Source organism: Ferrovibrio sp., from assembly GCF_036381655.1.
Taxonomy (GTDB): Bacteria; Pseudomonadota; Alphaproteobacteria; order Ferrovibrionales; family Ferrovibrionaceae; genus Ferrovibrio.
Map to the genome: position 1 here is coordinate 18,501 of NZ_DASVCJ010000038.1, position 22,789 is coordinate 41,289.

At 63.5% G+C, this 22,789-nt stretch carries 25 protein-coding genes; 10 read left to right on the forward strand and 15 right to left on the reverse strand.

Annotated elements, in window-relative coordinates; genetic code table 11:
* Positions 1-15 precede the first annotated feature (15 nt).
* Positions 16-1,062 (forward strand): COX15/CtaA family protein, encoded by a 1,047-nt coding sequence (locus VF194_RS07720; RefSeq protein WP_330889674.1) that lies wholly within the window; start codon positions 16-18, stop codon positions 1,060-1,062.
* Positions 1,059-1,403, forward strand: a complete 345-nt coding sequence (gene cutA, locus VF194_RS07725; RefSeq protein WP_330889676.1) for a divalent-cation tolerance protein CutA — start codon at positions 1,059-1,061, stop codon at positions 1,401-1,403. Before VF194_RS07720 ends, cutA begins: the two co-directional genes overlap by 4 nt.
* Positions 1,404-1,469: 66 nt before the next feature.
* Here cutA and VF194_RS07730 read toward each other — a convergent pair whose 3' ends face one another.
* Genes VF194_RS07730 through VF194_RS07740 form a run of 3 tightly spaced genes read right to left on the reverse strand, consistent with a single transcriptional unit; the run spans position 1,470 to position 2,406 of the window.
* Positions 1,470-1,898, reverse strand: a complete 429-nt coding sequence (locus VF194_RS07730) for a dienelactone hydrolase family protein (protein ID WP_330889724.1) — start codon at positions 1,896-1,898, stop codon at positions 1,470-1,472.
* Entirely contained in the window at positions 1,817-2,239 is a 423-nt protein-coding gene (locus VF194_RS07735; protein ID WP_330889678.1) for a dienelactone hydrolase family protein, read from the reverse strand. Before VF194_RS07735 ends, VF194_RS07730 begins: the two co-directional genes overlap by 82 nt.
* Positions 2,240-2,259: 20 nt before the next feature.
* On the reverse strand, positions 2,260-2,406 hold the full coding sequence (locus tag VF194_RS07740) for a hypothetical protein (RefSeq protein ID WP_330889680.1): 147 nt from the start codon (positions 2,404-2,406) through the stop codon (positions 2,260-2,262).
* 180 nt (positions 2,407-2,586) lie between these two features.
* Here VF194_RS07740 and VF194_RS07745 point away from each other — a divergent pair, with 180 nt between their 5' ends.
* On the forward strand, positions 2,587-3,792 hold the full coding sequence (locus VF194_RS07745; protein ID WP_330889682.1) for an MFS transporter: 1,206 nt from the start codon (positions 2,587-2,589) through the stop codon (positions 3,790-3,792).
* A 1-nt stretch (position 3,793) separates the two neighbouring features.
* On the opposite strand, the gene VF194_RS07750 is transcribed toward VF194_RS07745, so the two are convergent.
* The 3 genes from VF194_RS07750 to VF194_RS07760 are packed head-to-tail and all read right to left on the reverse strand — an operon-like array spanning position 3,794 to position 6,427.
* Positions 3,794-5,110 (reverse strand): O-acetylhomoserine aminocarboxypropyltransferase, encoded by a 1,317-nt coding sequence (locus VF194_RS07750; RefSeq protein ID WP_330889684.1) that lies wholly within the window; start codon positions 5,108-5,110, stop codon positions 3,794-3,796.
* Positions 5,111-5,112: 2 nt separating this feature from the next.
* Positions 5,113-5,616: a CoA-binding protein gene (locus VF194_RS07755; protein WP_330889686.1), complete on the reverse strand. Its 504-nt coding sequence runs from the start codon at positions 5,614-5,616 to the stop codon at positions 5,113-5,115.
* 4 nt (positions 5,617-5,620) lie between these two features.
* Positions 5,621-6,427 carry an enoyl-CoA hydratase gene (locus VF194_RS07760; RefSeq protein WP_330889688.1) on the reverse strand — a complete coding sequence of 269 codons (807 nt, stop codon included), beginning with the start codon at positions 6,425-6,427 and terminating at the stop codon, positions 5,621-5,623.
* Between the two features lie 253 nt (positions 6,428-6,680).
* Between VF194_RS07760 and galU the strand changes: the two genes are divergently transcribed.
* Positions 6,681-7,559 carry a UTP--glucose-1-phosphate uridylyltransferase GalU gene (gene galU / locus VF194_RS07765; protein ID WP_330889690.1) on the forward strand — a complete coding sequence of 293 codons (879 nt, stop codon included), beginning with the start codon at positions 6,681-6,683 and terminating at the stop codon, positions 7,557-7,559.
* Between the two features lie 26 nt (positions 7,560-7,585).
* Positions 7,586-8,914, forward strand: coding sequence for a UDP-glucose/GDP-mannose dehydrogenase family protein (locus VF194_RS07770; protein ID WP_330889692.1), 1,329 nt, complete (start codon positions 7,586-7,588; stop codon positions 8,912-8,914).
* Here VF194_RS07770 and VF194_RS07775 read toward each other — a convergent pair.
* A complete protein-coding gene (locus tag VF194_RS07775) occupies positions 8,911-10,149 on the reverse strand; it encodes an MFS transporter (protein ID WP_330889694.1) in 1,239 nt (412 codons plus the stop codon). The two genes, VF194_RS07770 and VF194_RS07775, sit on opposite strands and share 4 nt — an antisense overlap.
* 185 nt (positions 10,150-10,334) lie before the next feature.
* Positions 10,335-11,498, reverse strand: coding sequence for a D-alanyl-D-alanine carboxypeptidase (locus tag VF194_RS07780; RefSeq protein ID WP_330889696.1), 1,164 nt, complete (start codon positions 11,496-11,498; stop codon positions 10,335-10,337).
* A 221-nt stretch (positions 11,499-11,719) separates the two neighbouring features.
* Between VF194_RS07780 and VF194_RS07785 the strand changes: the two genes are divergently transcribed.
* The 4 genes from VF194_RS07785 to clpA all read left to right on the forward strand — a co-directional run bounded on the left by VF194_RS07785 (position 11,720) and on the right by clpA (position 16,175).
* A complete protein-coding gene (locus tag VF194_RS07785) occupies positions 11,720-12,460 on the forward strand; it encodes a hypothetical protein (protein WP_330889698.1) in 741 nt (246 codons plus the stop codon).
* A 188-nt stretch (positions 12,461-12,648) separates the two neighbouring features.
* The gene (locus VF194_RS07790; RefSeq protein WP_330889700.1) at positions 12,649-13,191 is read left to right on the forward strand and encodes a phasin family protein; all 543 of its coding nucleotides are present in this window, start codon (positions 12,649-12,651) and stop codon (positions 13,189-13,191) included.
* A 180-nt stretch (positions 13,192-13,371) separates the two neighbouring features.
* Positions 13,372-13,701, forward strand: a complete 330-nt coding sequence (clpS, locus tag VF194_RS07795) for an ATP-dependent Clp protease adapter ClpS (protein ID WP_330889702.1) — start codon at positions 13,372-13,374, stop codon at positions 13,699-13,701.
* Positions 13,702-13,805: 104 nt separating this feature from the next.
* The gene (gene clpA / locus VF194_RS07800; RefSeq protein WP_330889704.1) at positions 13,806-16,175 is read left to right on the forward strand and encodes an ATP-dependent Clp protease ATP-binding subunit ClpA; all 2,370 of its coding nucleotides are present in this window, start codon (positions 13,806-13,808) and stop codon (positions 16,173-16,175) included.
* Positions 16,176-16,186: 11 nt separating this feature from the next.
* Here clpA and VF194_RS07805 read toward each other — a convergent pair whose 3' ends face one another.
* The 7 genes from VF194_RS07805 to VF194_RS07835 form a co-directional block, all read right to left on the reverse strand.
* Positions 16,187-16,873: a hypothetical protein gene (locus tag VF194_RS07805; protein ID WP_330889706.1), complete on the reverse strand. Its 687-nt coding sequence runs from the start codon at positions 16,871-16,873 to the stop codon at positions 16,187-16,189.
* A gap of 10 nt (positions 16,874-16,883) precedes the next feature.
* Positions 16,884-17,309: an HIT family protein gene (locus tag VF194_RS07810; protein ID WP_330889708.1), complete on the reverse strand. Its 426-nt coding sequence runs from the start codon at positions 17,307-17,309 to the stop codon at positions 16,884-16,886.
* 56 nt (positions 17,310-17,365) lie between these two features.
* On the reverse strand, positions 17,366-18,553 hold the full coding sequence (locus VF194_RS07815) for a GNAT family N-acetyltransferase (RefSeq protein WP_330889710.1): 1,188 nt from the start codon (positions 18,551-18,553) through the stop codon (positions 17,366-17,368).
* Complete coding sequence (locus tag VF194_RS07820) at positions 18,553-19,305, reverse strand: glycerophosphodiester phosphodiesterase (protein ID WP_330889712.1); 753 nt, start codon at positions 19,303-19,305, stop codon at positions 18,553-18,555. Before VF194_RS07820 ends, VF194_RS07815 begins: the two co-directional genes overlap by 1 nt.
* Positions 19,306-19,319: 14 nt before the next feature.
* Positions 19,320-19,781 (reverse strand): RidA family protein, encoded by a 462-nt coding sequence (locus tag VF194_RS07825; RefSeq protein ID WP_330889714.1) that lies wholly within the window; start codon positions 19,779-19,781, stop codon positions 19,320-19,322.
* Positions 19,782-19,856: 75 nt separating this feature from the next.
* Complete coding sequence (locus VF194_RS07830) at positions 19,857-20,603, reverse strand: GGDEF domain-containing protein (protein ID WP_330889716.1); 747 nt, start codon at positions 20,601-20,603, stop codon at positions 19,857-19,859.
* Positions 20,604-20,715: 112 nt separating this feature from the next.
* Positions 20,716-21,678, reverse strand: a complete 963-nt coding sequence (locus VF194_RS07835) for a D-glycerate dehydrogenase (protein WP_330889718.1) — start codon at positions 21,676-21,678, stop codon at positions 20,716-20,718.
* Between the two features lie 132 nt (positions 21,679-21,810).
* On the opposite strand from VF194_RS07835, the gene VF194_RS07840 reads away from it, so the two are divergent.
* Positions 21,811-22,653, forward strand: a complete 843-nt coding sequence (locus VF194_RS07840; protein ID WP_330889720.1) for a cell envelope integrity EipB family protein — start codon at positions 21,811-21,813, stop codon at positions 22,651-22,653.
* The last annotated feature ends 136 nt before the right edge of the window (positions 22,654-22,789 follow it).

Genomic DNA, 22,789 nt, shown 5'->3' on the forward strand with positions numbered 1-22,789 from the left:
CTTTGGAGGCCGCCTGTGAGTACCGCCGCCACGACCATGTCCATCCGTCCTGCAGCGGCCGAGCCCGCACGTGCCATGGCCTATTGGCTGTTTGCAGTGGCAGCGCTGGTCGCGCTGATGGTGGTGATCGGCGGGCTGACGCGGCTGACCGAATCGGGGCTTTCCATTGTCGAATGGAAGCCGATCACCGGCGTGATCCCGCCGCTGAACCATGCCGAATGGGTCGCCGAATTCGAGAAGTACAAACTGTTTCCCGAATATCAGAAGATCAATATCGGCATGACGCTGGAAGGCTTCAAAAGCATCTTCTGGCTGGAATACATCCACCGTCTGCTCGGTCGCCTGATCGGCGTCGTCTTCGCCCTGCCGATGATCTGGTTCTGGCTGCGCGGCCGCATTCCTGTCGGGATGAAGCGGCATCTCGTGGCCATGTTCCTTCTGGGCGGCAGTCAGGGCGCGCTCGGCTGGTTCATGGTCAAAAGCGGGCTGGTCGACAATCCGGATGTCAGCCACTATCGGCTGACGGCCCATCTTGGCCTGGCACTGCTGATCTTCTGCTACATCCTCTGGGGGGCGCTGTCGCTCGTTCGCTCGGGCCGTATGATCAGCGGCCGGGGCGGCGGAATCGCCGCGGCGCTTGCCGTTGTGGTGTTCGCGCAGATTCTCTCCGGCGGGCTGGTTGCCGGCCTCAATGCCGGTCTGGTCTACAATACCTGGCCATTGATGGATGGCCAGTTCGTCCCGGACGGCCTGCTGATCGCGAATCCCTGGTGGATCAATTCCTTCGAGAACGTGATGACGGTGCAGTTCCAGCACCGCATGGGCGCTTACACGGTTGCCACCCTGGCAATCGTTACGGCGCTGCTGCTCAAGGGGAAGGCCGCCACGGGGTTGCGCCATGCGCTGCTGACGGTCGTCGCCGTACAGATCGGGCTGGGGATTGCGACGCTGCTGCATCACGTCCCGGTCGCACTGGGCACGCTGCATCAGGGCGGTGCGGTGCTGGTCCTGACCACGGCGGTGGCGCTGTGGCATGACCGGGCCATGAAGGCTGCCGCATGAGCGAGATCGTCCTGCTCTACTGCACGGCGGCTACCGCCGCGGAAGCGGAGCGGGTGGCCGAGGCCGTGGTCGGGCAGCGGCTGGCGGCCTGTGCCAATATCATCCCGGGCATGCGTTCGCTTTACTGGTGGCAGGGCAAGCTGGAGCGGGGCGAGGAGGCGGTGCTGATCCTCAAGACGCGCGCCGATCTAGTCGCGGCCGCGACCGCGGCGGTGAAGGCGGCGCATTCCTACTCCGTACCCTGCGTGCTGCCGCTGCCGGTCGGCACGGGCGGCAATGCCGAATATGTCGATTGGCTGCTGGCGGAAACGAAGGGCGGGGCGGGTCCGGCCGCCGGCTGACTTCGCGGCATCCTGCTCATCTGCGGCGGCCGGCGCCCATTCGTCAGCCGGCTTTCAGGACGGCTGTTATGAAAGCCATGAAGGCGGCGTGCGCCTCGACGGTTCCGGCATAGGTGACGCCGATCCCGATACACTGCCGCGCATATCCCGCAGGCCGGCTGCATCCGTCACCCTGCTGCCGTCCGCCAGGATCAACATACCGGTTTCATCAATGGCGAACGGGCAATTCGCCGCGCTCTGCACATGCGGCATCGAACGGCTCCCGTTGATCAAATCGAAAGCATGCGCCGACTTGGGATATACGTGCACTTCCGCTTGGATACCGGCAGCTTCCAGGGCAGCGGCATGTTCTTCACAGGCGGCCGCCGGCGTCAGGTCGTCCTGGGCGCCTGACAGCACCAGAACCGCAGCTTTCATCGGCTTGACCGGCTTCTGATATCGATTGCAGCTCGCATGGTAGAGCGCAAACGCAGCAAAGGACTGCCCGGGACCCAGCCACCGCTCGGCAAGGGTGGTTGAATTCGCCGTGACCTCGGCCGTGCCGCCCGCGAGAAACCGGCTGCGCCGATGCGGCTGCCGTCGATCTTCGGATTCGCAGCCAGCACCTTGTAGGCCATGAGCAAATCGACCGCGGTGCTGGGAAAGCCGACCTTGGACGGGTCGGCCGTGCTGTTCGAGACGCCCCGTCCGGTGAACCAGTCCATAGCAAGCGTTGCAAGCCCCCGGGCGTTCAGTTCCTTCGCAAGAGAGGTTTCATGCTCGGACACTCCGCCGCTGCCATGCATGATGACGACAGCCGGGTATTTCTCCGCCTGCACCGAGGGGAAGGACAGCATGCCGGTAAGGGTAACCTGCTTCAGGCCGTCTTTCGGCCCACCATAGAGGTCGGTATTGCCGGAAGATCGTAGCTTGGGATATCGATTTTGACCTGGGCATCCGCCGCATGGATGCCGAAAAAAGCGATAGCGCCAATAGACAGAATCGCCGCGAGTTTTGTTTTCATCGTTTCCCCTTTAGGCCCGCTCTGCCTGGCGGGCCCCGCGAAAATGTTTATGCAAAGGCCGCGTTATGGAAAAGCCGGAAATCCGCCAACCTTGATGCCGGCGCAGTGTCGGCATGCAATTCCTGCATTGTTCCGAGCGCGGATGGTTTGATAACCTCCCACCCTGGAGGAGAACCGCCCATGGCCCGCTATGCCAGCTTCCTGACACTCGGCTTTTCGAGCATTGCCCACACGTTTTCGCACCTCTTCACGCTGCTCTACGCCACCGTGGTGCTGGTGCTGGAGCGCGAATGGGGCATGGGCTACGACACGCTATTCGCCCTCTCCATCCCGATGAGCATCCTGTTCGGCGCCGCGGCGCTGCCGGCCGGCTGGCTGGGCGACCGCTGGAGCGCCTCCGGCATGATGACGCTGTTCTTCCTCGGCGTCGGCGCCTGCTCGGTGGCGACGGGTTTGGCAAATACGCCGCTGACGATCTGCCTGGCCCTGGCCGGCATCGGGCTGTTCGCGGCGATCTATCATCCGGTCGGAATTCCCTGGCTGGTGCGCAACGCCACCAATCGCGGCCGGGCGCTGGGGATCAATGGCTTGTTCGGTTCGGCCGGCACCGCCGGCGCGGCTCTGGTGGCGGGCGTGCTGGCGGATCTCTATGGCTGGCGGGCGGCCTTCATCGTGCCGGGCGTGGTCTGCCTGATCGTCGGCGTCGCCTTTTTATGGGCACGCCAGACCGGCCTGCTGCTTGATCGCGGCGAGGATCTCGTGCCGCAGCCCGCGCCGGGCAAAAGCGACATCTGGCGCGTCTTCTGGGTCATGTCGGCCACCATGCTCTGCACCGGCTTGATCTTTCAGGCCACTGCTTTCGCCCTGCCGAAAGTGTTCGACGAGCGTCTGGCGGATTTCTTCCACGACAGTGTCTTCGGCATCGGCGGCATGGTGACCATCGTCTATACCTGTTCGGCCCTGTCGCAGCTCATCGGCGGCGAGCTGGCAGACCGCTTCTCGCTGCGCAGCGTCTATATCGCCGTGCAATGGCTGCAGATTCCGGTGATCATTTTCGCCATGACGGTCATCCATCCCGCGCTGGTGGGCGTCGCCGCCCTGATGGTCAGCCTGAATGTCGCGGGACAGCCGGCAGAGAATTCGCTGCTGGCGAAATACACGCCGCCGCAATGGCGGGGCCGTGCCTTCGGCGGCAAATTCGTACTGACGCTCGGCGTCTCCTCGATCGGCGTGGCGGTGATCCCGCTGATCTACAAGCTGACCGGCACGCTGGATGTGCTGTTCATCCTGCTGGCGGCCTGTGCCGCCGGGGCGGGCATCTTTGCCATCCTGCTGCCGCGCGATGGCAAGCCCACAATGATGGCCGAGCCGCAGGCGGCGGAATAGGTCAGGCGTTCAACGCCTTGTCGAGGTCCTTGATCAGGTCTTTGACATCCTCGAGGCCGATGGATAGACGCACCACATTATCGCCGGCGCCGGCCGCCTCGCGCTGCTCGGGCGTGAGCTGGCGATGCGTGGTCGAAGCCGGGTGGATGATCAGGCTGCGCGTGTCGCCGATATTGGCGAGATGCGAGAAGATATTCACCGTCTCGACCAGCTTCAGACCGGCCTCGTAGCCGCCCTTCAGGCCGAAGGTGAAGACCGAGCCGGCGCCCTTGGGCAGGTATTTCTTCGCCAGCTTGTGATAGCGGTCCGTTTCCAGCCCGGCATAGCAGACCCATTCGACCTTCGGATGCCTGGACAGGAATTCGGCGATTGCGAGGGCGTTATCGCAATGCTTGCGCATGCGCAGGCTCAAGGTCTCCATGCCGGTCAGGATCATGAAGGCGTTGAAAGGCGAGATCGTCGGACCGAGGTCGCGCAGGCTGACGGCGCGGCAGGCGACGGCAAAGGCCATGTCGCCGAAAGTCTCCCAGAAGGTGAGGCCGTGATAGGCGGGGGAAGGCTGCGACAGGTGCGGAAACTTGCCGTTCTGGGCCCAATCGAACTGGCCGGAATCGACGATCACGCCGCCCATCGAATTGCCATGACCGCCAAGGAACTTGGTCGCCGAATGCAGGACGATGTCGGCGCCCCATTCGATCGGGCGGCAGAGGTAAGGCGTCGCCATCGTATTGTCGACGATCAGCGGAATGCCGGCCTGATGGGCCACATCCGCCAGCGCCTCGATATCCGAAATCACGCCGCCTGGATTGGCCAGGCTTTCGACGAAGATCGCCTTGGTTTTCGGCGTGATCGCCGCCGCGAAGCCGGCGATATCGTCCGGATCGACGAAGGTGGTGTGCCAGTCAAAGCGTTTGAAGCTGATGCCGAGCTGCGTGATCGAGCCGCCATAGAGCTTGCGCGACGCGACGATATGGTCGCCCGGATTCATCAGCATGTGGAAGGCGACGGCCTGGCTGGCATGGCCGGTTGCCACCGCCGTCGCGGCGCGGGCGTTCTCCAGTGCCGCCACCTTCTGCTCCAGCACGGCCGTGGTCGGATTGCCGATGCGGGTATAGATGTTGCCGAAGGTTTGCAGATTGAACAGCGAGGCGGCATGGTCGGCATCGTCGAAGACGTAAGCCGTCGTCTGATAGATCGGCGTGGTGCGCGCGCCCGTCGCCGGATCGGGCGCGGTGCCGGCATGAACCTGCAGCGTATCGAAGCCGTATGGCGAGGTATTTGCGGCGGTACGCTGGTTTGTGGCCTTATCCGAAGCCATACTCAGATCCTGTTCTGCTTCTTGCTGTTGATCACGCGGGTATTGACGCCCATCCAGCCGATTTCGCGGCTCAGGCGCCCGAATTCGATTTTCGGACAGCGGTTCATCACCACTTTCAGGCCGGCGGCTTCAGCCTTTTGCGCCGCCTCGTCATTGCGCACGCCGAGTTGCATCCACAAGACCTTGGCGCCGATCCTGATGGCGTCCTCGGCAATCGGCGGTATCGCTGCCGAGGCGCGGAAGCAGTCGACCATGTCCACCTTGACCGGGATGTCGCTCAGGGAGGCGTAGGCCTTTTCGCCCAGGATTTCCTGGCCGGCTTCCTTCGGATTGACCGGGATGACGCGATAGCCCTTCTGCTGCAGATATTTCATCGCGAAGTAGGATGGCCGGTTCCAGTTGGCGCTGGCGCCCACCATGGCGATGACATTCACCTTGCGCAGGATGCCCCGGATGTAATCGTCGTCGTAATTGTCGTGGTCGATCTTTTCCAAAGTCGCAGTCATGACCCTAGCAGCCCTGCCATTTCGGTTCGCGCTTTTCGATGAAGGCGTCGATGCCCTCGGCGGCATCGCGCGCCAGCAGGTTTTCCGTCATCACCCGGCTGGCGTAATCATAGGCTTGCGCCAGCGGCATCTCGAGCTGGCGGTAGAACGCTTCCTTGCCGATCTTCACCGTCAGCGGCGATTTCGAGGCGATCATTCCGGCCAGCGACAGAACCGCGCTGTCGAGTTCGTCTTCCGGCACCACGCGGTTGACCAGCCCGAGCTCGCGGGCGCGGGAGGCAGCGACCATCTCACCCGTCAGCAGCATCTCCATCGCGTGCTTGCGGGAGACACTGCGCGACAGCGCCACCATGGGGGTCGAGCAGAACAGGCCGATATTGACGCCTGGCGTGGCGAAACGGGCCGTCTCGGCGGCGACGGCAAGATCGCAGCTTGCGACCAGCTGGCAGCCGGCCGCCGTCGCAATGCCATGCACCTGGGCGATGACCGGCTGGGGCAGGGCGATGATTGATTGCATCAGCATCGAGCATTGCCGGAACAGCGCCTCGGCCGCCTGGCGGCCGGGATTGGCGCGAACCTCTTTCAGGTCGTGCCCGGCGCAGAAGCCCGGGCCGTTGGCGGCGATGATGACGACCTTGACGCTGCGGTCCGCCCTGATGGCATCCAGCTCGTTTTGCAGCGCTGTCATCAATCCAACCGACAGGCTGTTATAGGCCTTCGGGCGGTTGAGGGTCAGGCGCACAAGACCCGCTTCCGGCTGGTCGCGGAGCACGGGCGGCGTATCTGGTTGAATCTGGGGTGCGGCCGACATCGGCATCCTCCACTAGTTTCGTCGGCATGATAGGGCGGCGGAGCCGTTCAGGAAAGGCAAGCCCAGCGGGAAAGAGGGCCCTTGATGTGCCAGGAAGGCGTTGAAAACGGGCCAAAATTTTGCCCCATTACCCCGCCATGGAGGACCGGAACGGTCACAGGGCAGCCGTTGCGCCGCAATCTGCGGCAGCGTAAAACCGCGCGACGCGGGGGCCCGAATCTGTGAAACCGCCAAAAACGAGAGAGTCCAGATCATGAAACGTCCGATCCGCAAAGCCGTGTTTCCTGTCGGTGGACTTGGCACCCGTTTCCTGCCGGCCACCAAGGCGATGCCGAAGGAGATGCTGCCCGTTGTGGATAAGCCGCTGATCCAATATGCCGTCGAGGAAGCCCAGGCGGCAGGCATCGAGGAATTCATCTTTGTCACCGGCCGCGGCAAGCAGGCGATCGAGGATCATTTCGACCGCTCCTACGAGCTGGAAAGCGTGCTGCGGGAGCGCGAAAAACGCGACCTTCTGGAGTCGATCGTCGGCTGGGTGCCGAAAGCAGGCCAGGTTTCCTATACCCGTCAGATGGACCCGCACGGCCTGGGCCATGCGGTGCGCTGCGCCAAGGCGCTGGTCGGCGATGAGCCGTTTGCCGTATTGCTGGCCGACGACCTGATCCTGTCCAAGGAGGGCTGCCTGGCTGAGATGGTCGAGGCCTACAACGACGTCGGCGGCAACATCATCGCCGCCATGGACGTGCCGCAGGAGCACACCAAGCGTTACGGCATCGTCAAGCCGGGCAAGGACGGCGAGCGGCTGGTCGAGGTCAAAGGGCTGGTGGAGAAGCCGGCACCGGCCGAGGCGCCCAGCCGGACCGCGGTGATCGGCCGCTACATCCTGCAGCCGTCGGTTTTCGACCACCTGGACCAGGTGCCGCGCGGTGCCGGCGGCGAAATTCAGCTGACCGATGCTCTGGCCCGCATGATCGGCGAAGTGCCGTTCCACGGCCTGCGCTTCAGCGGCACGCGGTATGATTGCGGCGACAAGGTCGGCTTCCTGCATGCTAATATTGCTTTTGCCCTGGCGCGTTCGGATATGCGGGGCGAAGTCGAAGCGATCCTTCGTGACGTAAACAAGCAGCTTTGATCGTCTGCGGACCCTGGGGGTAGACCATGCGTGTGGCAATGATTGGCACCGGCTATGTTGGCCTGGTGTCCGGTACCTGTTTTTCGGAGTTCGGCCATACCGTTATCTGCGTCGACAAAAACCCGGACCGCATTTCCGCGCTCCAGCGGGGTGAAATCCCGATTTTCGAGCCCGGGCTGGAGGATCTGGTCGACCGCAACGTAAAAGCCGGCCGGCTGTCGTTCACTCAGGACATCAAGGCGGCCGTCGACGGCGCCGATGCCGTGTTCATCGCCGTCGGCACTCCGTCGCGGCGCGGCGATGGCGAAGCGGATTTGTCCTACGTTTATGCGGCCGCCAAAGAGATCGCCCAAGCCATGAACGGCTTCACCCTGGTGGTCACGAAATCGACCGTGCCGGTCGGCACCGGCCGCGAGGTCGAGCGCATCATCCGCGAGACGCGGCCGGATGCCGATTTCGAGGTCGCTTCGAATCCGGAATTCCTGCGCGAGGGCGCTGCCATCGAGGATTTCATGCGGCCGGATCGCGTCGTCTGCGGCGCCCAGAGCGAGCGCTCGCGCGAGATTCTGCGCAACCTGTACCGGCCGCTCTATCTGAACGAAACCCCGATCCTGTTCACCGAGCTGGAAACCGCCGAGCTGATCAAGTATGCCGCCAATGCCTTCCTGGCGATGAAGATCACCTTCATCAACGAGGTGGCCGACCTCTGCGAGCGGGTCAAGGTCAACGTTCAGGACGTCGCCCGCGGCATCGGCCTGGATGGCCGCATCGGCTCCAAATTCCTGCATGCCGGTCCGGGCTATGGCGGCTCGTGCTTTCCCAAGGATACCCTGGCGCTGGTCGCGACCGGCCGGAAGTATCAGGCGCCGCTGCGCATCATTGAGACGGTCATCGACATCAATGACCGGCGCAAGCGGCACATGGCCGACAAGATCATCGGCGCCTGCGGCGATTCCGTTGCCGGCAAGACCGTTGCGGTGCTGGGCTTGACCTTCAAGCCGGAAACCGACGACATGCGCGACAGCCCCAGCCTGGACATCGTCCCGACCCTGCAGGCGGCGGGCGCGACCGTGCGGGCTTACGATCCGGAGGGCATCCCGGAAGCGAAAAAGCTGCTGAAGGATGTGGTCTGGTGCAGCGACGCCTACGATGCGGCGAATGGGGCTGATGCCCTGGCTATCCTGACCGAGTGGAACCAGTTCCGCGCCCTGGATCTGCGGCGGCTGAAAACCTTGCTCAAGCAGCCGCTGATGGTCGATCTGCGCAATATCTACAAGCCGGCCGAGATGCAGCAGGCCGGCTTCACCTATCACTCGATCGGCCGGCCGGTGGTCGCCCCCAAGGCTTCCGGCTAACTGTCCCGGCGCGGCAGGACGTACCAGACCAGCGAGAGAATCAGCAGGGCGGTCGGAATGCCGAAGGCCCAGCTATAGGCCTCGGGCGGGTAGCGGCCGTCGACGGCTTTCGGCCAGAGGTCGATCAGCCAGCCCATTCCGGCCTGGATGATAAATGTGAGGCCGAACACCACCGCATTCAGCAGCGCATTCACGCGGCCTGACTTTTCGACCGGGAACATGCCGCTGGTGATCGGATAGGCCAGCACCGTGGTCATCGAGATCACGCCGAAGGCAATCCAGAGCAGGGGGCTGGCGGGGACGAAGCCGGCGGTCAGCAGGCAGAGGCAGACGATATAGAGCAGCGTCGTCGTCGCCATCGTCTGGGCGAGCGTGATGCCGAAACGCTGCAGGCGGTCGGCAATGATCCCGGTCAGGGTAAAGCCGACGGTCAGCGCGACGGCCAGCATGAACTGGATCCGGGCCGCCTCGGCCTGATTGAGGCCGCCGACATCGCGCAGGAACGGGCCGCACCACAGGGTCTGGATCGCCATGCCGCTGCCCATGCCCATGATCGAGACCGGCGCGATCCGCCAGAAATGGCGGTCCAGCAGAAAGATCCCGCAATCCTTGAGCTGGGCGATCAGGCTGTTGTCGCTGCCGCCGCCCTCGTCGGGGACCACGAAGTAGATCAGCAGGGCGGCCAGAACCGCGAAGCCGCCCAGGAACCAGAACAGCATCTGCCAGCTCGTATATTGCAGGCTCCATTCCACCGGCACCGTGGCGACGAGGGCGCCAATGCCGCCGGCGGTCAGGAAGACGCCATTGGCGACGGCCCAGCGCTCGCGCGGCAGCCAGATGGCGATAGCCTTCATCGCGCTCATCAGGCCGCCGGCGAAGCCCAGGCCGATCAGCGAGCGCGCGAAAGCCAGCAGGGTGAGATTGCCGGCTGTGGCGAAGAGCGCCGCGCCCAGCGCCCCGATGATCAGAAGGCCGGCCTGCACCTTCGGCGGGCCGTAGCGGTCGAGCAGGATGCCGACCGGAAGCTGCGCCGCCGCGAAGGTGATGAAAAAGGCCGCCGTCAGCGTGCCGAGATCGCCCGCGCCGATGCCGAGGTCATGCTGCAGATTGGGTGCAATGACCGCATTCACGCTGCGGAAAAGATAGGAGAGGAAATAGCCGCAGGCGAAAGGAAGCAAGACGCGGACGGCGACGAAAGCCATTGAAGGCTTGGTCTCGATTTGGCTGAGCAGCATCGACTGGTTCGGGTTGGGCGGGCGGGGATACGTTATCGTTGCCTTGCATCATATAGCGCCTGGACGCTGCCGGAAAAGCAACGCAGCAGGCCAATGTTTATGCCTGCATGGCAGCAATCGAGGGGGTGAACGAAAAAGCCGCGGCAGAGGTGCCGCGGCTGCGATTTTATCCCGAGCGAGTGCGATCAGCCGGCGTCCGGCGATATCACCGAACAGTTCATCTTCTCCCGCTTCAGCTTCTGACAGGCGCTGCGGGCGTCAGCTTCGCTCAGGCCGGTGAACCGGGCACGGTACAGCTTTTTGCTGCCGGACTGGACAGGGTCGACCAGCGGCTCCGCAGAAGGCAGCTTGCCGCGGACCTTGCGCAGCAGGTGTTCGGCCGACGAAGCCTTGCGGAAGGCGCCAAGTTGCACGGCCCAGTCTCCGGCCGCATCGTCGGCGTTCTTCAAGGCCTTGGCGTTGATCGGGGCGGCGGGAGTCGCCTCGGCATTCGAGATCAGGCCGAAGCCGCTGCTCTCGCTCTTGTCCGCCACCATCGTCGCCGGCGCGTCGTCGTTCTCGATCTTGGCGAAGCCGGTGTCCAGCAGCTGGATCATGCGGTTGTCGCGCGCTTTGACGCTGCTGCCGCCGAATACCACGGCGACGATGCGATGCCCGTCGCGCTTGGCCGAGGCGACCAGATTGAAGCCCGAGGCGGCGATGTAGCCTGTCTTGATGCCGTCTGCGCCTTCGTAGCGGGTCAGGATGTGGTTGTGATTGGGGATCACCGCATCCTTCCACTCGAACTCGGCGGTGGAGAAGTACGAATAATAATCCTTGTGGTTCTTCACCAGGGCGATGCCGAGCTTGGCCATGTCGCGCGCGGTGCTCTTCTGATGTCGGTTCGGCAGGCCGGAGGCATTCTTGAATACCGTATTGGTCATGCCGAGCTGGTGGGCACGCTTGGTCATCATCTCGGCGAATTTAGCCTCGGTGCCGCCGATCGCCTCCGCCAGCACCACAGCCGCGTTGTTGGCCGACTTGGTGATGGCAGCCAGGATGGCGTCATGCACGGTGATGGTTTGCCCGGCGCGCAGGTCGATGCCATAGGGCTGGGCCGCGGCATGGGCAGAGATCGGCAGTTTCTGGTTCAGTTTCAGCCGGCCGGCCTTCAGGGCGTCGAAGGCCAGGTAAAGGGTCATCATCTTGGTCAGCGACGCCGGATAGCGCGGGGCGTCCGGCTTGTAGGCGTGCAGAACCTTGCCGTCGTCGGCGTCGACCACGATGGCCGAATAAGCGGCAGCATGGGCAGACTGGGACAGGGTGGAGAGGAACAGGAGGCCGGCAAGACCAATCAAGGCTAGTGTCAATAAACCCCGCCCGCTCGCGATGCCAAAGTGCCGCATTGCCCCCTCAACTCGGTTACGCTGAAACTGTATCCTGACAGCGCCCGGGCTCCCCCCTGGTCGCGAATCGGGAGAAAGAGTATTAACCATGGACCACCTTGTCCAGCGGAATGTTTCCTAACAGGTTGAATCTGCATGGATTCACGCCAAATAGTGACAGCGGTTCAGCGCGAAAGAGCCACAATATGGCCATAAGTTTTAACAAACGGTTCATCTGGCGGATCATGGTCTTGGGTGTCGCCGCCCTGGGGGCAGGGTGTGCCGCCATCGGTCCCACGGACAATCCTTTCCTTCGCAGTCTGACCTGGGACCGCTACGTCGGCGGCGACGACATTGCCAGGGCCTGCGCACCTGGCCAGCCAGCCGTCTACCGGCTGGTCTACAATGCCGTCGAGCGCGAACAGCAGCGGACCTACGACATCCATGAACTGCCCGAGGGCGGGGCCATGCTGGAGGCACGCGTCGTCGGGCCGGCCAATCTGAACGATTCCCGCAATCCGATTTCCCTGCAGGATCCTCTGGCGCCGTGGCGCGGCCAATCGGCGATGTACCGCCTCAGCGACGCAGATTTCGCCAAGATCAAGTCAGCCTTGACGGAGGCGGGGTTTGAGCAGGCCGCGCCGAAAGGGCTTTTCCTGCGCGGCGACAGCTTCTTCTGGACCGCCAGCGCCTGCCGCAACGGCGAATTTCACTTCCATGCCTGGGGCTCTCCGTCGCCCGAATTCGACCGTATGGCCGTGCCGCTGCTGGAGGCGGTCCTGCCATATGACAAGACGGGTGTGCCGGCACGGCGGCCCTACGAGGTCGCGCTGCCGCCCTATAGCATCTATCTGATGAATGATCCGGCGACCGGCCGCCGCTATATCCCGCGCCGGTTCCAGGTCGGCGATAACGGGCTGCAGTACAGCCAGGGGACGATCAACTAGCTGGAATTATTGAGAAAAGTAGTGTTTCGTTAGGCGGCGCAGCAATTTTTTGTGCATCGCACAAAATTTCTGTTGACTCGCCCCGGGCGAAGGCTTAGAAACTACCATATTGCAGCGCAGCATTATAGCCGTCCCCGCTCTGCGGGTCTGGCCCCGTTACAAAACCGGACAAGCAAGGACGACCCCCTATGGCTACCAAGATCAAGACCCCCAAGACCGAGGCCGAAGTGACCAACGGCAGTGCCTTCGACGTGACCGGCAACGCCTATGAAAGCGTCGTTTCGGTTTCGAAGGAGCAGATGGAGAAGGCGATGAAGGCGGGCACCGAGGCCGTTGAAAAGGCCATCGCGATGAGCAAGCAGCGTTTCGACGCCGTTGCCAAGAGCGTTGACGATGTTGCCAAGCTGGGCAAGGACCAGGTTGACGCGATCGTCAGCGCCGGCAATGTCACCGCGAAGGGCTTCGAAGCGATCAACGCGGAGCTTCTGGCCTTCAGCAAGAGCCAGTTCGAAGACCAGATTTCCACCGCCAAGGCGATGATGGGCGTGAAGACCCTGCAGGAATTGATTGAACTGCAGAACGATTTCGCCAAGAACGCCTTCGAGGCCTACACCGCGCATACCACGAAGATCAGCGAAGTCGCGGCCAAGACGGCCCAGGAGGCTTTCGCGCCGATCAACGCCCAGCTTCAGGCCGCCGTCGAGAGAATGGTGAAGCCGCTGGCCGCCTGATTGTGACCGTGGCCTGGCGCCGCCCCCGCGGCGCCAGGATTGCCCGCATTGCATACAACAGCCCGGCTGCGTAGCCGGGCTCTTTTTTTGTTCGTCCGGTGCTGGTATTTTTTAACGGTGAAGCCATATCATCCTCCGTGTGTCCTCGGTTGAGGACGCCGCTGCAGCTGGGTTCAGGGCATGAGCGAACGGGATGGACGTGACGGGCGCGGGCGCACCGAGGTCGGCGTGGTCACCAAGACCCGGCCGAAGACGCAGAAACCGCCCATGTATAAGGTTCTGCTGTTGAATGACGATTACACTCCGATGGAGTTCGTCGTTCATGTGCTGGAACGTTTCTTCAATAAACCGCGCGAGGAAGCTACGCGCATCATGTTGCATGTGCACCAGAAAGGGGTCGGCATCTGCGGCGTGTTCACCTACGAGGTGGCGGAGACGAAGGTCACGCAGGTGATCGATTTCTCGCGCCAGCATCAGCACCCGCTGCAATGCACAATGGAACGTGATTGATCATACGGAGTAGCTTCTGTGTAGGAGCGTTCAGTGAGTAGCGGTCGAGTGAGTTCTGTAATCGAGACCCGGTCTGAGACCGGATGGATGGAGGCGTAAGGCGCATGGCATCCTTTTCGCGCACGTTGGAGCAGACGCTGCATCGGGCTCTTTCGCTCGCCGGCGCCAAGAAGCATGAATTCGCGACGCTGGAGCATCTGCTCTTTGCATTGACCGAAGATCAGGATGCCATTGCGGTTCTGCGCGCCTGCAACGTCGATGTCGAGAAGCTGCGGCAGCGGCTGGGGACCTTCATCGACGAGGAACTGCGCGGCCTGGTGGTCGGCATTCCCCAGGACGCCAAGCCGACTTTGAGCTTTCAGCGCGCCGTGCAGCGCGCCTTGTTCCACGTCCAGTCATCGGGCCGCGAGGAGGTGACCGGCGCCAACGTGCTGGTTGCGATCTTCTCCGAACGCGAAAGCCACGCCGTCCATTTCCTGCAGGAGCAGGACATGACCCGGCTGGACGCGGTCAGCTATATCAGCCATGGCGTCGCCAAGGCGCCGGGCCGCAGCGATCGCCGTCCGGTGCGCGGCGCCGACAGCGATGTCGAGCAGAGGGCCGAGCGCGCGGATCGCGGCGAGCGCGAGCGCAGCAGTGCCAAGGACAAGGAGGCGCTCAACGCCTATTGCGTCAACCTCAATGAAAAGGCGAAAGCGGGCAAGATCGACGCGCTGATCGGACGCGAGGCGGAGATCGAGCGGACGATACAGATCCTGTGCCGCCGCACCAAGAACAACCCGCTCTATGTCGGCGATCCCGGCGTCGGCAAGACGGCGATTGCGGAAGGTCTGGCCCGCCGTATCGTGCGCGGCGAGGTTCCCGAAGTGCTCAAGGAGTCGGTGATCTATGCCCTGGACATGGGCAGCCTGCTCGCCGGCACCCGCTACCGCGGCGATTTCGAAGAGCGTCTCAAGCAGGTCATGCAGGAGCTGGAGAGTCAGCCGGGCTCGATCCTGTTCATCGACGAGATGCATACCGTGATCGGCGCCGGCGCCACCTCGGGCGGCGCCATGGATGCTTCGAACCTTCTCAAGCCGGCGCTGGCCTCCGGCGCGCTGCGCTGCATCGGCTCGACGACCTATAAGGAATTCCGCTCCTATATCGAGAAGGACCGCGCGCTGCTGCGCCGCTTCCAGAAGATCGACGTCAACGAACCCTCGATGTCGGATGCGGTGAAGATCCTGCGCGGTATCAAGACCTACTATGAGCAGCATCACGGCGTGCGCTATACCGACGATGCGATCAAGGCCGCGGTGGAGCTGTCGTCGAAATACATCAACGACCGCAAGCTGCCGGACAAGGCAATCGACGTGATCGACGAAGTCGGGGCGGCGGAATTGCTGAAGCCGGAAAGCCGGCGCCGCAAGACCATCGGCGTGAAGGAGATCGAGGCGATCGTCGCCAAGATCGCCCGCATTCCTCCCAAGTCGGTATCGCGCGAGGACAAGGAAAGCCTGCGGAATCTCGATGCCGAGCTCAAGCGCGTGGTCTACGGCCAGGATCAGGCCATCGAGGCCCTGTCCAGCGCGATCAAGCTGGCCCGCGCGGGCCTGCGCGAGCCGGAGAAGCCGATCGGCTGTTACCTGTTCTCCGGTCCGACCGGCGTCGGCAAGACCGAGGTGGCGCGCCAGTTGGCGGCCATCATGGGCGTCGAACTGATCCGCTTCGACATGTCGGAATACATGGAGCGGCACAGCGTCTCGCGCCTGATCGGTGCGCCGCCGGGTTATGTCGGCTTCGATCAGGGCGGTCTTCTGACCGATGCGGTCGATCAGCATCCGCATTGCGTGCTGCTGCTGGACGAGATCGAGAAGGCGCACGGCGATCTTTTCAACATCCTGCTGCAGGTGATGGACCACGGCAAGCTGACCGACAACAACGGCAAGAGCGTCGATTTCCGCAACGTGGTGCTGATCATGACCACCAATGCCGGCGCGTCGGAGATGTCGCGGCAGGCCATCGGCTTCGGGCGCGGCATGAAGGAGGGCGAGGACGAGGAAGCGATCAAGCGCCTGTTCACGCCGGAATTCCGCAACCGCCTGGATGCGGTGATCCCCTTCGCCGCGCTCTCGCCCGAGATCATCAGCCGGGTCGTCGACAAGTTCGTGGCACAGCTCGAAGGGCAACTGGCGGATCGCAACGTCACCATTTCGCTCACCGACGAGGCGCGCTCCTGGCTGGCCGAACGCGGTTACGACAAGCTCTATGGCGCGCGTCCGCTTGGCCGTGTGATCCAGGAAAACATCAAGAAGCCGCTGGCCGACGAATTGCTGTTCGGCAAGCTGGTCAAGGGTGGCCATATCCTGGTGAAGGTCGTCGGCGGCAAGCTCGATTTCGAGATCACCGCCGAAAAGGGCGGAGGATCGAAGGGCAGCGGCTCCACGGATGGTTCGCCGGATGGCGGCGGCAAGGTGCCGGAATACGCCAACTGACGGGCTGATCGTCAGTCGGGCTGCATCGCCCGTTTGACCGCAGCTTCCCACTGACGCCGCTTCACGGCGTCGGCGGGAATGCCGGGGCGGCCGTCGGCGTAGAACCTCACCAGGTCCTGCATCGCTGCGACATAGCCTTCGCCGGCCGCCCGCTCGAGCCAATCCTGCTCCTGATGGAAATCCTGCGCCACGCCGATGCCTTCGGCGTAGCGGCCGGCCAATGCATAGGCTTCGGCGGCGTCGCCCAGCTCGGCGGCATTCCTGCTCGCCAGGAGGGCTCCGCTGTCGTCTTTCAGGAAACGGTAGCAGTCCGCCAGCAGCGACCAGGCCTTCACGTCGTCAGGCCGCACGGCGACGATCTGCTTCAACTCGTCGGCCGCCTCGACGAATTCATTGATCAGCGCCGCATAGCCGGCGAAGCGATAGCGATAGTCCGGTGCGCCATGCGATTTCTCGATGGCGATCCGCATGATCTGCAGGCCCTCAAGGTAGGAGCCAGCCGTGAAATAGCCCTGGCCGAGCAGGGCGTAGAGTTCCGGATCGTCGGGATCGGCCTGCACGGCCTGTTCGCATGCCGCGGTCAATCCGCGCGCGGCGTCGTTGCGGCAGCGCGCGGGCCAATCCTGCGCCATCGCCGGCAAGGCTGCCGGCAATGCCAGCGCCAGCAGGGAAATGCCGATGGCCGCCTTGCCGATCATGCGGCGCGGCCTACAGGCGCGCCCGGATATCGGCGGCCAGTTTGGCGATCGATTCGTGATCGCCCGGGGTGAGGTTCCAGTTCAGCTTGGCATTGTCGCCGATCCGACGCGGCAGGACATGGACATGGTAATGCAGCACCGATTGCGCGGCACCCTGACCGTTGGCCTGAACGATGTTGATCCCGTCGGGCTTGACCGCGTCGGCGACGGCGGCGGCGATCTTCTTGGCGGTGCGCGCCACGGCGGAGACGCTGTCCTCCGTCGCTTCATGCAGATTGGCATAATGGCCCTTGCTCAGTACCAGGGCATGGCCGTGATTGAAGGGGTTGATGTCCATGATGGCGAAGGTGAGATCGTCTTCATAAAGCTTGAAGCTCGGCGCTTCGCCTTTGACGATCTTGCAGAAGATGCACCCGGCGTCATGCGGCAAAGTCATTGTGTCTTCCTCCCTGGGCAGCCGCCCGGCATTCTATCCCGCCATTTGGCGCGGCGCTATTCCGTTTCCGGTGGCGGGCCGACCTGGCGGAACGGCGAATGCTCGTCCAGTGCCTGGATCAGGCCGGTCATATAGGCCCGCTCGTCCTTCAGGTAGCGGGCGACGGCATCCTGGAAACGCGGATCGGCCAGCCAGTGCACCGAATAGATCGGCGTCGGCAGGTAGCCGCGCGCCAGCTTGTGTTCGCCCTGGGCGCCGGCCTCGACCCGCTTGAGGCCGTGCCGGATGGCATACTCGATGGCCTGGTAGTAGCAGCATTCGAAATGCAGGCAGGGGTGATACTCGATGCAGCCCCAGTTGCGGCCGTAGAGCACGTCGCCGCCGCGCATGTTCCAGGCACCGGCGATCCAGCGGCCCTTGCGCCGCGCCATGACCAGGACCACGCGATCGGCCATGGTTGCATGCAGGCGGCGGAAGAAGTCGCGGTTCAGATACGGCCGGCCCCATTTGCGGCTGCCGGTATCCATGTAGAAATGGAAGAAGGCGTCCCAATGCTCCTCTGTCAGCTCGTCGCCGGAGAGAGCCACGATGTCGATGCCGTCCGCCACGGCCTCGCGGCGTTCCTTGCGGATCGCCTTGCGCTTGCGCGACGCGAGCTGCGCGAGGAAATCCTCGAAGTCGCGGTAGCCGGCATTGGTCCAGTGGAATTGCTCGCCCAGCCGCAGCAGCATGCCGGCGCCTTGCGCCCAGTCGCTTTCCCGCTTCGGCAGGAAATTGACGTGCAGGGATGACAGGCCGTGGCGGCGGACCAGCTCGCGGGCGCCATGCAGCAGCGCACCGGCGACGGTGGCGAAATCCTGCTCTGGCGCGACGAGGAAGCGCGGTCCGGTCACCGGCGTGAAGGGCACGGCCGCCAGCAGTTTGGGGTAATACTGCCCGCCGGCGCGGGCGTAGGCCTCGGCCCAGACATGGTCGAAGATGTATTCGCCCTGGCTATGGCCTTTGACATAAAGCGGCATCGCGCCGATGACGGTGCCTTGCGTATCCTCGGCCACCAGATGCATCGGCTGCCAGCCCGTGCACGGCGTCACGCAGCGGGACTGCTCCAGCGCATCGAGGAAGGCATGGGCGAGGAAGGGATTGTCCTGGCCGGCGCAGCGGTCCCACTCGGCTGCAGCGACATCGGCGATCCGCTCGAGCGGCCGGATGGTAATCGTCGGTGCAGTCCCTGCTGCCCTGGCCATCAAGCTGCCGATAAGTCCTCGAAGATGATGTTGTCGGCATGGGCCGCGGCCCGCGCCCGTTCGGTGGCCGAGCGCACCGTCCAGCTCAGGATCGGTATGCCGCGCCGCCGCGCCGCCGCCGTCAGCTCCGACGGCAGGTCGCGCACGTCATAGGCAAGGTAATCGGGATCTCCGTAACCGCTCATCAAGGCGTGTTTCAAACGAATCTTGTCGAACCAGTTAAGGCCCTTGGTCATATTGGCAAGATCCGTGGCGATCTGGCCACGCACGATCTGCGGCGCATGTTTCTGGAACCACTTCACGGTGCGCGGATTGAACGACTGCACAACAAACGGTCCCGGATAATGCTGCAGCATGCGGGCGACAGTCACTTCCAGCAGGCCCGGGGCTTCGCCCTTGTTCTTCTTGATCTCCACCACCAGCGGAACCTGGCCTTTCACAAAGTCCAGCACGTCGCGGAAGCTGGGTACCGTTTCCCCGGTTCCCAACAGGGTGAAGGTCTTCAGCTCGGAGAGCGGCAGGCGGCCGACGATGCCGTCCCGGCTGCACAATCGCCGTAAATCCTCGTCGTGGAAGACCACGACCTGATTGTCGCCGGTAATGCGCACATCGAGTTCGATGGCATAACCGGCCTCGATGGCCTTCTGGAAGGCGAGGCGGGAATTCTCCGGCACGCCCTTGGCAATGTCATGCAGGCCCCGATGCGCCACCGGCGTCTTGGTCAGCCACTTGGGAAGCTCACGTCGACTCATGGGGTATGGTCTCGTCAGGCAATCTCGAAAATGGCTTCGACCTCGACGGCGACGCCGCGCGGCAGGACATTGGCACCGACGGCGAAGCGGGCATGTTTGCCGGCATCCTGGAAAACCTCGACCATCAGATCGGAAGCGCCGTTGATCACCTTGGGCTGGTCGGTGAAATCCGCCGTGCAATTCACAAAGCCGCCGAGCTTCACGCAGCGCTTGACCCGATCGAGGTTGCCGCCGCAGGCGGCGCGGACCTGGCTGATGATGTTCAGGCCGCAGATGCGGGCGGCCGAGACGCCATCTTCCAGAGACAGGGTTTCGCCGATGCGGCCGATATAGCGCACCTCGCCGTTCCACAGGGGAATCTGGCCGGCGACAAAGACCAGATTGCCGCTGATCACATAGGGGACGTAATTGGCGACCGGCACGGTCGGCTGCGGCAGTTCCAGCTTGAGGGCGGCAACGCGGGCTTCATGGCTCATGGCGGTTTTCCCAGTCTAGACGGCTGAAGGGGCTTCAACCGGTTCTAGCTTGGATGCAGCAGGCTGGCAACGTGCTCAGATCTCCGGTTTTCCGCCTTGGGAGGCAGGCCGCCTGGCCTGTTTGTTCGCGTACATCGCCCGGTCGCTGGCGCGGATCAGGTTGTCCAATGTACTGGTGCCGTCATAGCTGGTAAGCCCATAGCTGAGGGCCAGTGGAATCAGCTGATCGCCGAAGCGCAGCGGCTGCCGCTCGATCCGGTTGATCAGCTCCGTCATGCGGGGCGTGGCCTTTTCCGGACTGGCTCCCGACAGCGCCAGGACGAATTCGTCGCCATGCAACCGGGCGATGAAGTCGGCCGCCCGGGCCGCCGGGCGCAGGCGCTGCGCCACCTGGCACAGCACGGAATCGCCGGCCGCATGGCCATAGCGGTCGTTGATCGCCTTGAAACAATCGAGATCGAGAAAGGCGAGGCTGCCGCCGCGGCCATCGCGCTGGCTGCGCGCCAGTTCGGCCCGCATGTATTGTTCGAAGCCGCGACGGTTCGGCAGGCCCGTCAGGTCATCGGTGGTGGACAGCGCCTCCAGCTCGGCGACGCGTTCGGCCAGTTCGGCAAGCTGCTGTTCGCTTTCTGCCGCCGCGGTCAGGATATGCTCGACCAGTTCGCGTTTGCGGGGGTCCGGATCGCGCCGCAGGCATAGGCGCAGGCGCAGGACCAGACTGGCAAATCCAGGGGCGTCCTGCTTCCCTTCCGGCGCATCGCCGGGCGCGGGCGGGCTCCAGCGCGAAGGCTGGCTATCGTTGGCTGGCATCGCAAAAGACATGACGAAACCGCTGCTGGCAAAATGTTCAGCTTGTGTAAAGCAAGCGGTATGCCAGCGATATTTGGCGGAAAACCGAGATCGCGCTGATATCGACCGGGCAGTTTTTGCCGGTTTACCACAGACGGTTCGGAGCAGGCCGGCCCTGCAGCGCCGCGTCGATATTGTCGAGTGCGGCGTATCCCATCCGATCGCGCGTCTCGATCGTGGCGCTGCCGATATGAGGCAGCAGATAGACGTTCGGCAGGGCAAGAAAGTCTTTATGCAGGTTCGGCTCGCCGGCAAAGACATCGAGACCGGCGGCCCGGAGCTTGCCCGATTTCAGGGCCCCGATCAGGGCTACATCGTCGATCATGTCGCCGCGCGCGGTATTGACCACGACCGCCCCGTCCGGCAGCAGGGCAATGCGCTCGGCATTCAGCGCGTTGCGCGTATCCGGCGTCGACGGCGCGTTGATCGACAGGATGTCGCTGACCCGCAGCAGGTCTTCCAGCGTTGCGTGATATGTCGCCTGCGCCTCGAGGTCATGCGGCAGGCGGCTGCGATTGTGATAGTGAATCTCCATCCCGAAACCGCGGGCGCGGCGGGCGACCGCCTGACCGATTCGGCCCATGCCGTAGATGCCGAGCCGCTTTCCGTGCAGGTCGATGCCCAGCAGCATGGTCGCGTGCCAGCCTTTCCACTGACCCTGCCGGACCAGTTGCTGGGCTTCATAGCTGCGCCGGGCTGCGCCCAGGATCAGCAGCATCGCGAGATCGGCGGTTGCCTCCGTCATCGTGCCGGGCGCATTGGCCGCAACGATGCCGCGCGCTTCGCAGGCCGCGATATCGATATGCTCGTAGCCCACGGAAAAGGTGGCGATGACCTTCAGGCGGTCCGGCAGCTTTTCAACCAGGGCCGGCGTGATCTTTTCCGATGTGCAGATCAGCATGCCGTCGGCATCTGCGGCCAGGGCGGCCAACTCGTCGGAGGTGTAAATCCGGTCATCCTGGTTGAGCTTGGCATCGTAGTCGCGCCTGAGCCTTGCCTCGACGGCGGGGGGCAGGCGGCGGGTGACCAGAATAGTCGGTTTCGGCATGGCGGCCTCTGGGTGACGGGGCTGACCCCAAGCTCTTTTTCAGGCAGCTGCAGTTTTCACGCGACCGCCAGTTTTCTTCTTCTCCCCCGAAGGTTACCTTATCGCAAGCCTCAATCGGACCCGAGACCGCAATTGTCCATCCAGCGATTGTTTTTCCTTCTCGTCCTGCTGACCGGCATGAGCGTCGTTCCGATTGCAGCCGGAAATGCCGGCAGCGCGGCGAGCGGGCCGCAGGCGATCGGCCATAATCTGGCATCCCACAAGGCGTTTTATACGCTGTCCTTTTCTCGCCTCGATCCGCGCAACTACCGCAACGGCATCGCCGGCGGCCTCAGCCTGGAATTCGCCAACGACTGCGAGGCCGGATATACGCTGAACCAGCGTTTCGTGATCGAGACCAACACCGAGGACGGCCCCAGCCTGAGCGACATGACGCTCAATTCCTGGGAGGCGCAGGACGGCGCGCAGTTCCGCTTCAAGCTCAAGGATGTGCTGAACGGCGATGTCGATCAGGAGCTCGACGGGGAAGCCACCGCCAGCGAGGGAGATGCCGGTCTGGTCCGTTTCTCCCTGCCTGAGGGCGTCGAGCTGGCGCTGCCGCCGGGGATACTGTTCCCGACCCAGCACACGATCCGCCTGCTGGCGCTGGCGCATGAGGGCAAGAACTGGCTGCAGGCCCCGGTCTATGACGGCTCCTCGGCGGACGGCTATACCGATGTCGGCGGCTTCATCGGCAGCGAGCTGCCCGTCGAGGCTGGCGAGACGCCGGTGCTGGCCCCGTTGAAAGGCCTGCGATCCTGGCGGGTCCGCCTTGCCTATTTCACCTCCGACAAGGCGCAGGATTCGCCCGACTACGAAATCGGCTATCGGCTCTACGACAATGGCGTGGTCGACGATATCGTCTTCGATTATGGCGACTACGCCATCCGCGCGACCTTGCAGAAGCTGGAAATCAAGCCGAAGAACGCGTGCTAGAGCGTAGTTCGATGTCTCTGAATCGTGTCTTGGGACCTGTTTGAGACGGTGGTGAGTCCTTTGTGAGTCGGCGCCGGTTTTGGGTTTCGGGTTTTCGACGAATCAGATTCACCATCCCTGCTGGTAGGAGGTCAGC

Bases quoted from the DNA above. Each gene is read 5' to 3' on its own strand.
- VF194_RS07805 (WP_330889706.1), bottom strand. From the start codon at position 16,873: ATGATCGGCAAGGCGGCCATCGGCATTTCCCTGCTGGCGCTGGCATTG.
- VF194_RS07785 (WP_330889698.1), top strand. From the start codon at position 11,720: ATGGCCATAAGTTTTAACAAACGGTTCATCTGGCGGATCATGGTCTTG.
- VF194_RS07760 (WP_330889688.1), bottom strand. From the start codon at position 6,427: ATGTCGGCCGCACCCCAGATTCAACCAGATACGCCGCCCGTGCTCCGC.
- galU (WP_330889690.1), top strand. From the start codon at position 6,681: ATGAAACGTCCGATCCGCAAAGCCGTGTTTCCTGTCGGTGGACTTGGC.
- VF194_RS07740 (WP_330889680.1), bottom strand. From the start codon at position 2,406: ATGAAAACAAAACTCGCGGCGATTCTGTCTATTGGCGCTATCGCTTTT.
- VF194_RS07770 (WP_330889692.1), top strand. From the start codon at position 7,586: ATGCGTGTGGCAATGATTGGCACCGGCTATGTTGGCCTGGTGTCCGGT.
- VF194_RS07790 (WP_330889700.1), top strand. From the start codon at position 12,649: ATGGCTACCAAGATCAAGACCCCCAAGACCGAGGCCGAAGTGACCAAC.
- clpA (WP_330889704.1), top strand. From the start codon at position 13,806: ATGGCATCCTTTTCGCGCACGTTGGAGCAGACGCTGCATCGGGCTCTT.
- clpS (WP_330889702.1), top strand. From the start codon at position 13,372: ATGAGCGAACGGGATGGACGTGACGGGCGCGGGCGCACCGAGGTCGGC.
- VF194_RS07775 (WP_330889694.1), bottom strand. From the start codon at position 10,149: ATGCTGCTCAGCCAAATCGAGACCAAGCCTTCAATGGCTTTCGTCGCC.
- VF194_RS07810 (WP_330889708.1), bottom strand. From the start codon at position 17,309: ATGACTTTGCCGCATGACGCCGGGTGCATCTTCTGCAAGATCGTCAAA.
- VF194_RS07820 (WP_330889712.1), bottom strand. From the start codon at position 19,305: ATGAGTCGACGTGAGCTTCCCAAGTGGCTGACCAAGACGCCGGTGGCG.
- VF194_RS07755 (WP_330889686.1), bottom strand. From the start codon at position 5,616: ATGACTGCGACTTTGGAAAAGATCGACCACGACAATTACGACGACGAT.
- VF194_RS07745 (WP_330889682.1), top strand. From the start codon at position 2,587: ATGGCCCGCTATGCCAGCTTCCTGACACTCGGCTTTTCGAGCATTGCC.
- VF194_RS07830 (WP_330889716.1), bottom strand. From the start codon at position 20,603: ATGTCTTTTGCGATGCCAGCCAACGATAGCCAGCCTTCGCGCTGGAGC.
- VF194_RS07835 (WP_330889718.1), bottom strand. From the start codon at position 21,678: ATGCCGAAACCGACTATTCTGGTCACCCGCCGCCTGCCCCCCGCCGTC.
- VF194_RS07750 (WP_330889684.1), bottom strand. From the start codon at position 5,110: ATGGCTTCGGATAAGGCCACAAACCAGCGTACCGCCGCAAATACCTCG.
- VF194_RS07735 (WP_330889678.1), bottom strand. From the start codon at position 2,239: ATGCTGTCCTTCCCCTCGGTGCAGGCGGAGAAATACCCGGCTGTCGTC.
- cutA (WP_330889676.1), top strand. From the start codon at position 1,059: ATGAGCGAGATCGTCCTGCTCTACTGCACGGCGGCTACCGCCGCGGAA.
- VF194_RS07815 (WP_330889710.1), bottom strand. From the start codon at position 18,553: ATGGCCAGGGCAGCAGGGACTGCACCGACGATTACCATCCGGCCGCTC.
- VF194_RS07825 (WP_330889714.1), bottom strand. From the start codon at position 19,781: ATGAGCCATGAAGCCCGCGTTGCCGCCCTCAAGCTGGAACTGCCGCAG.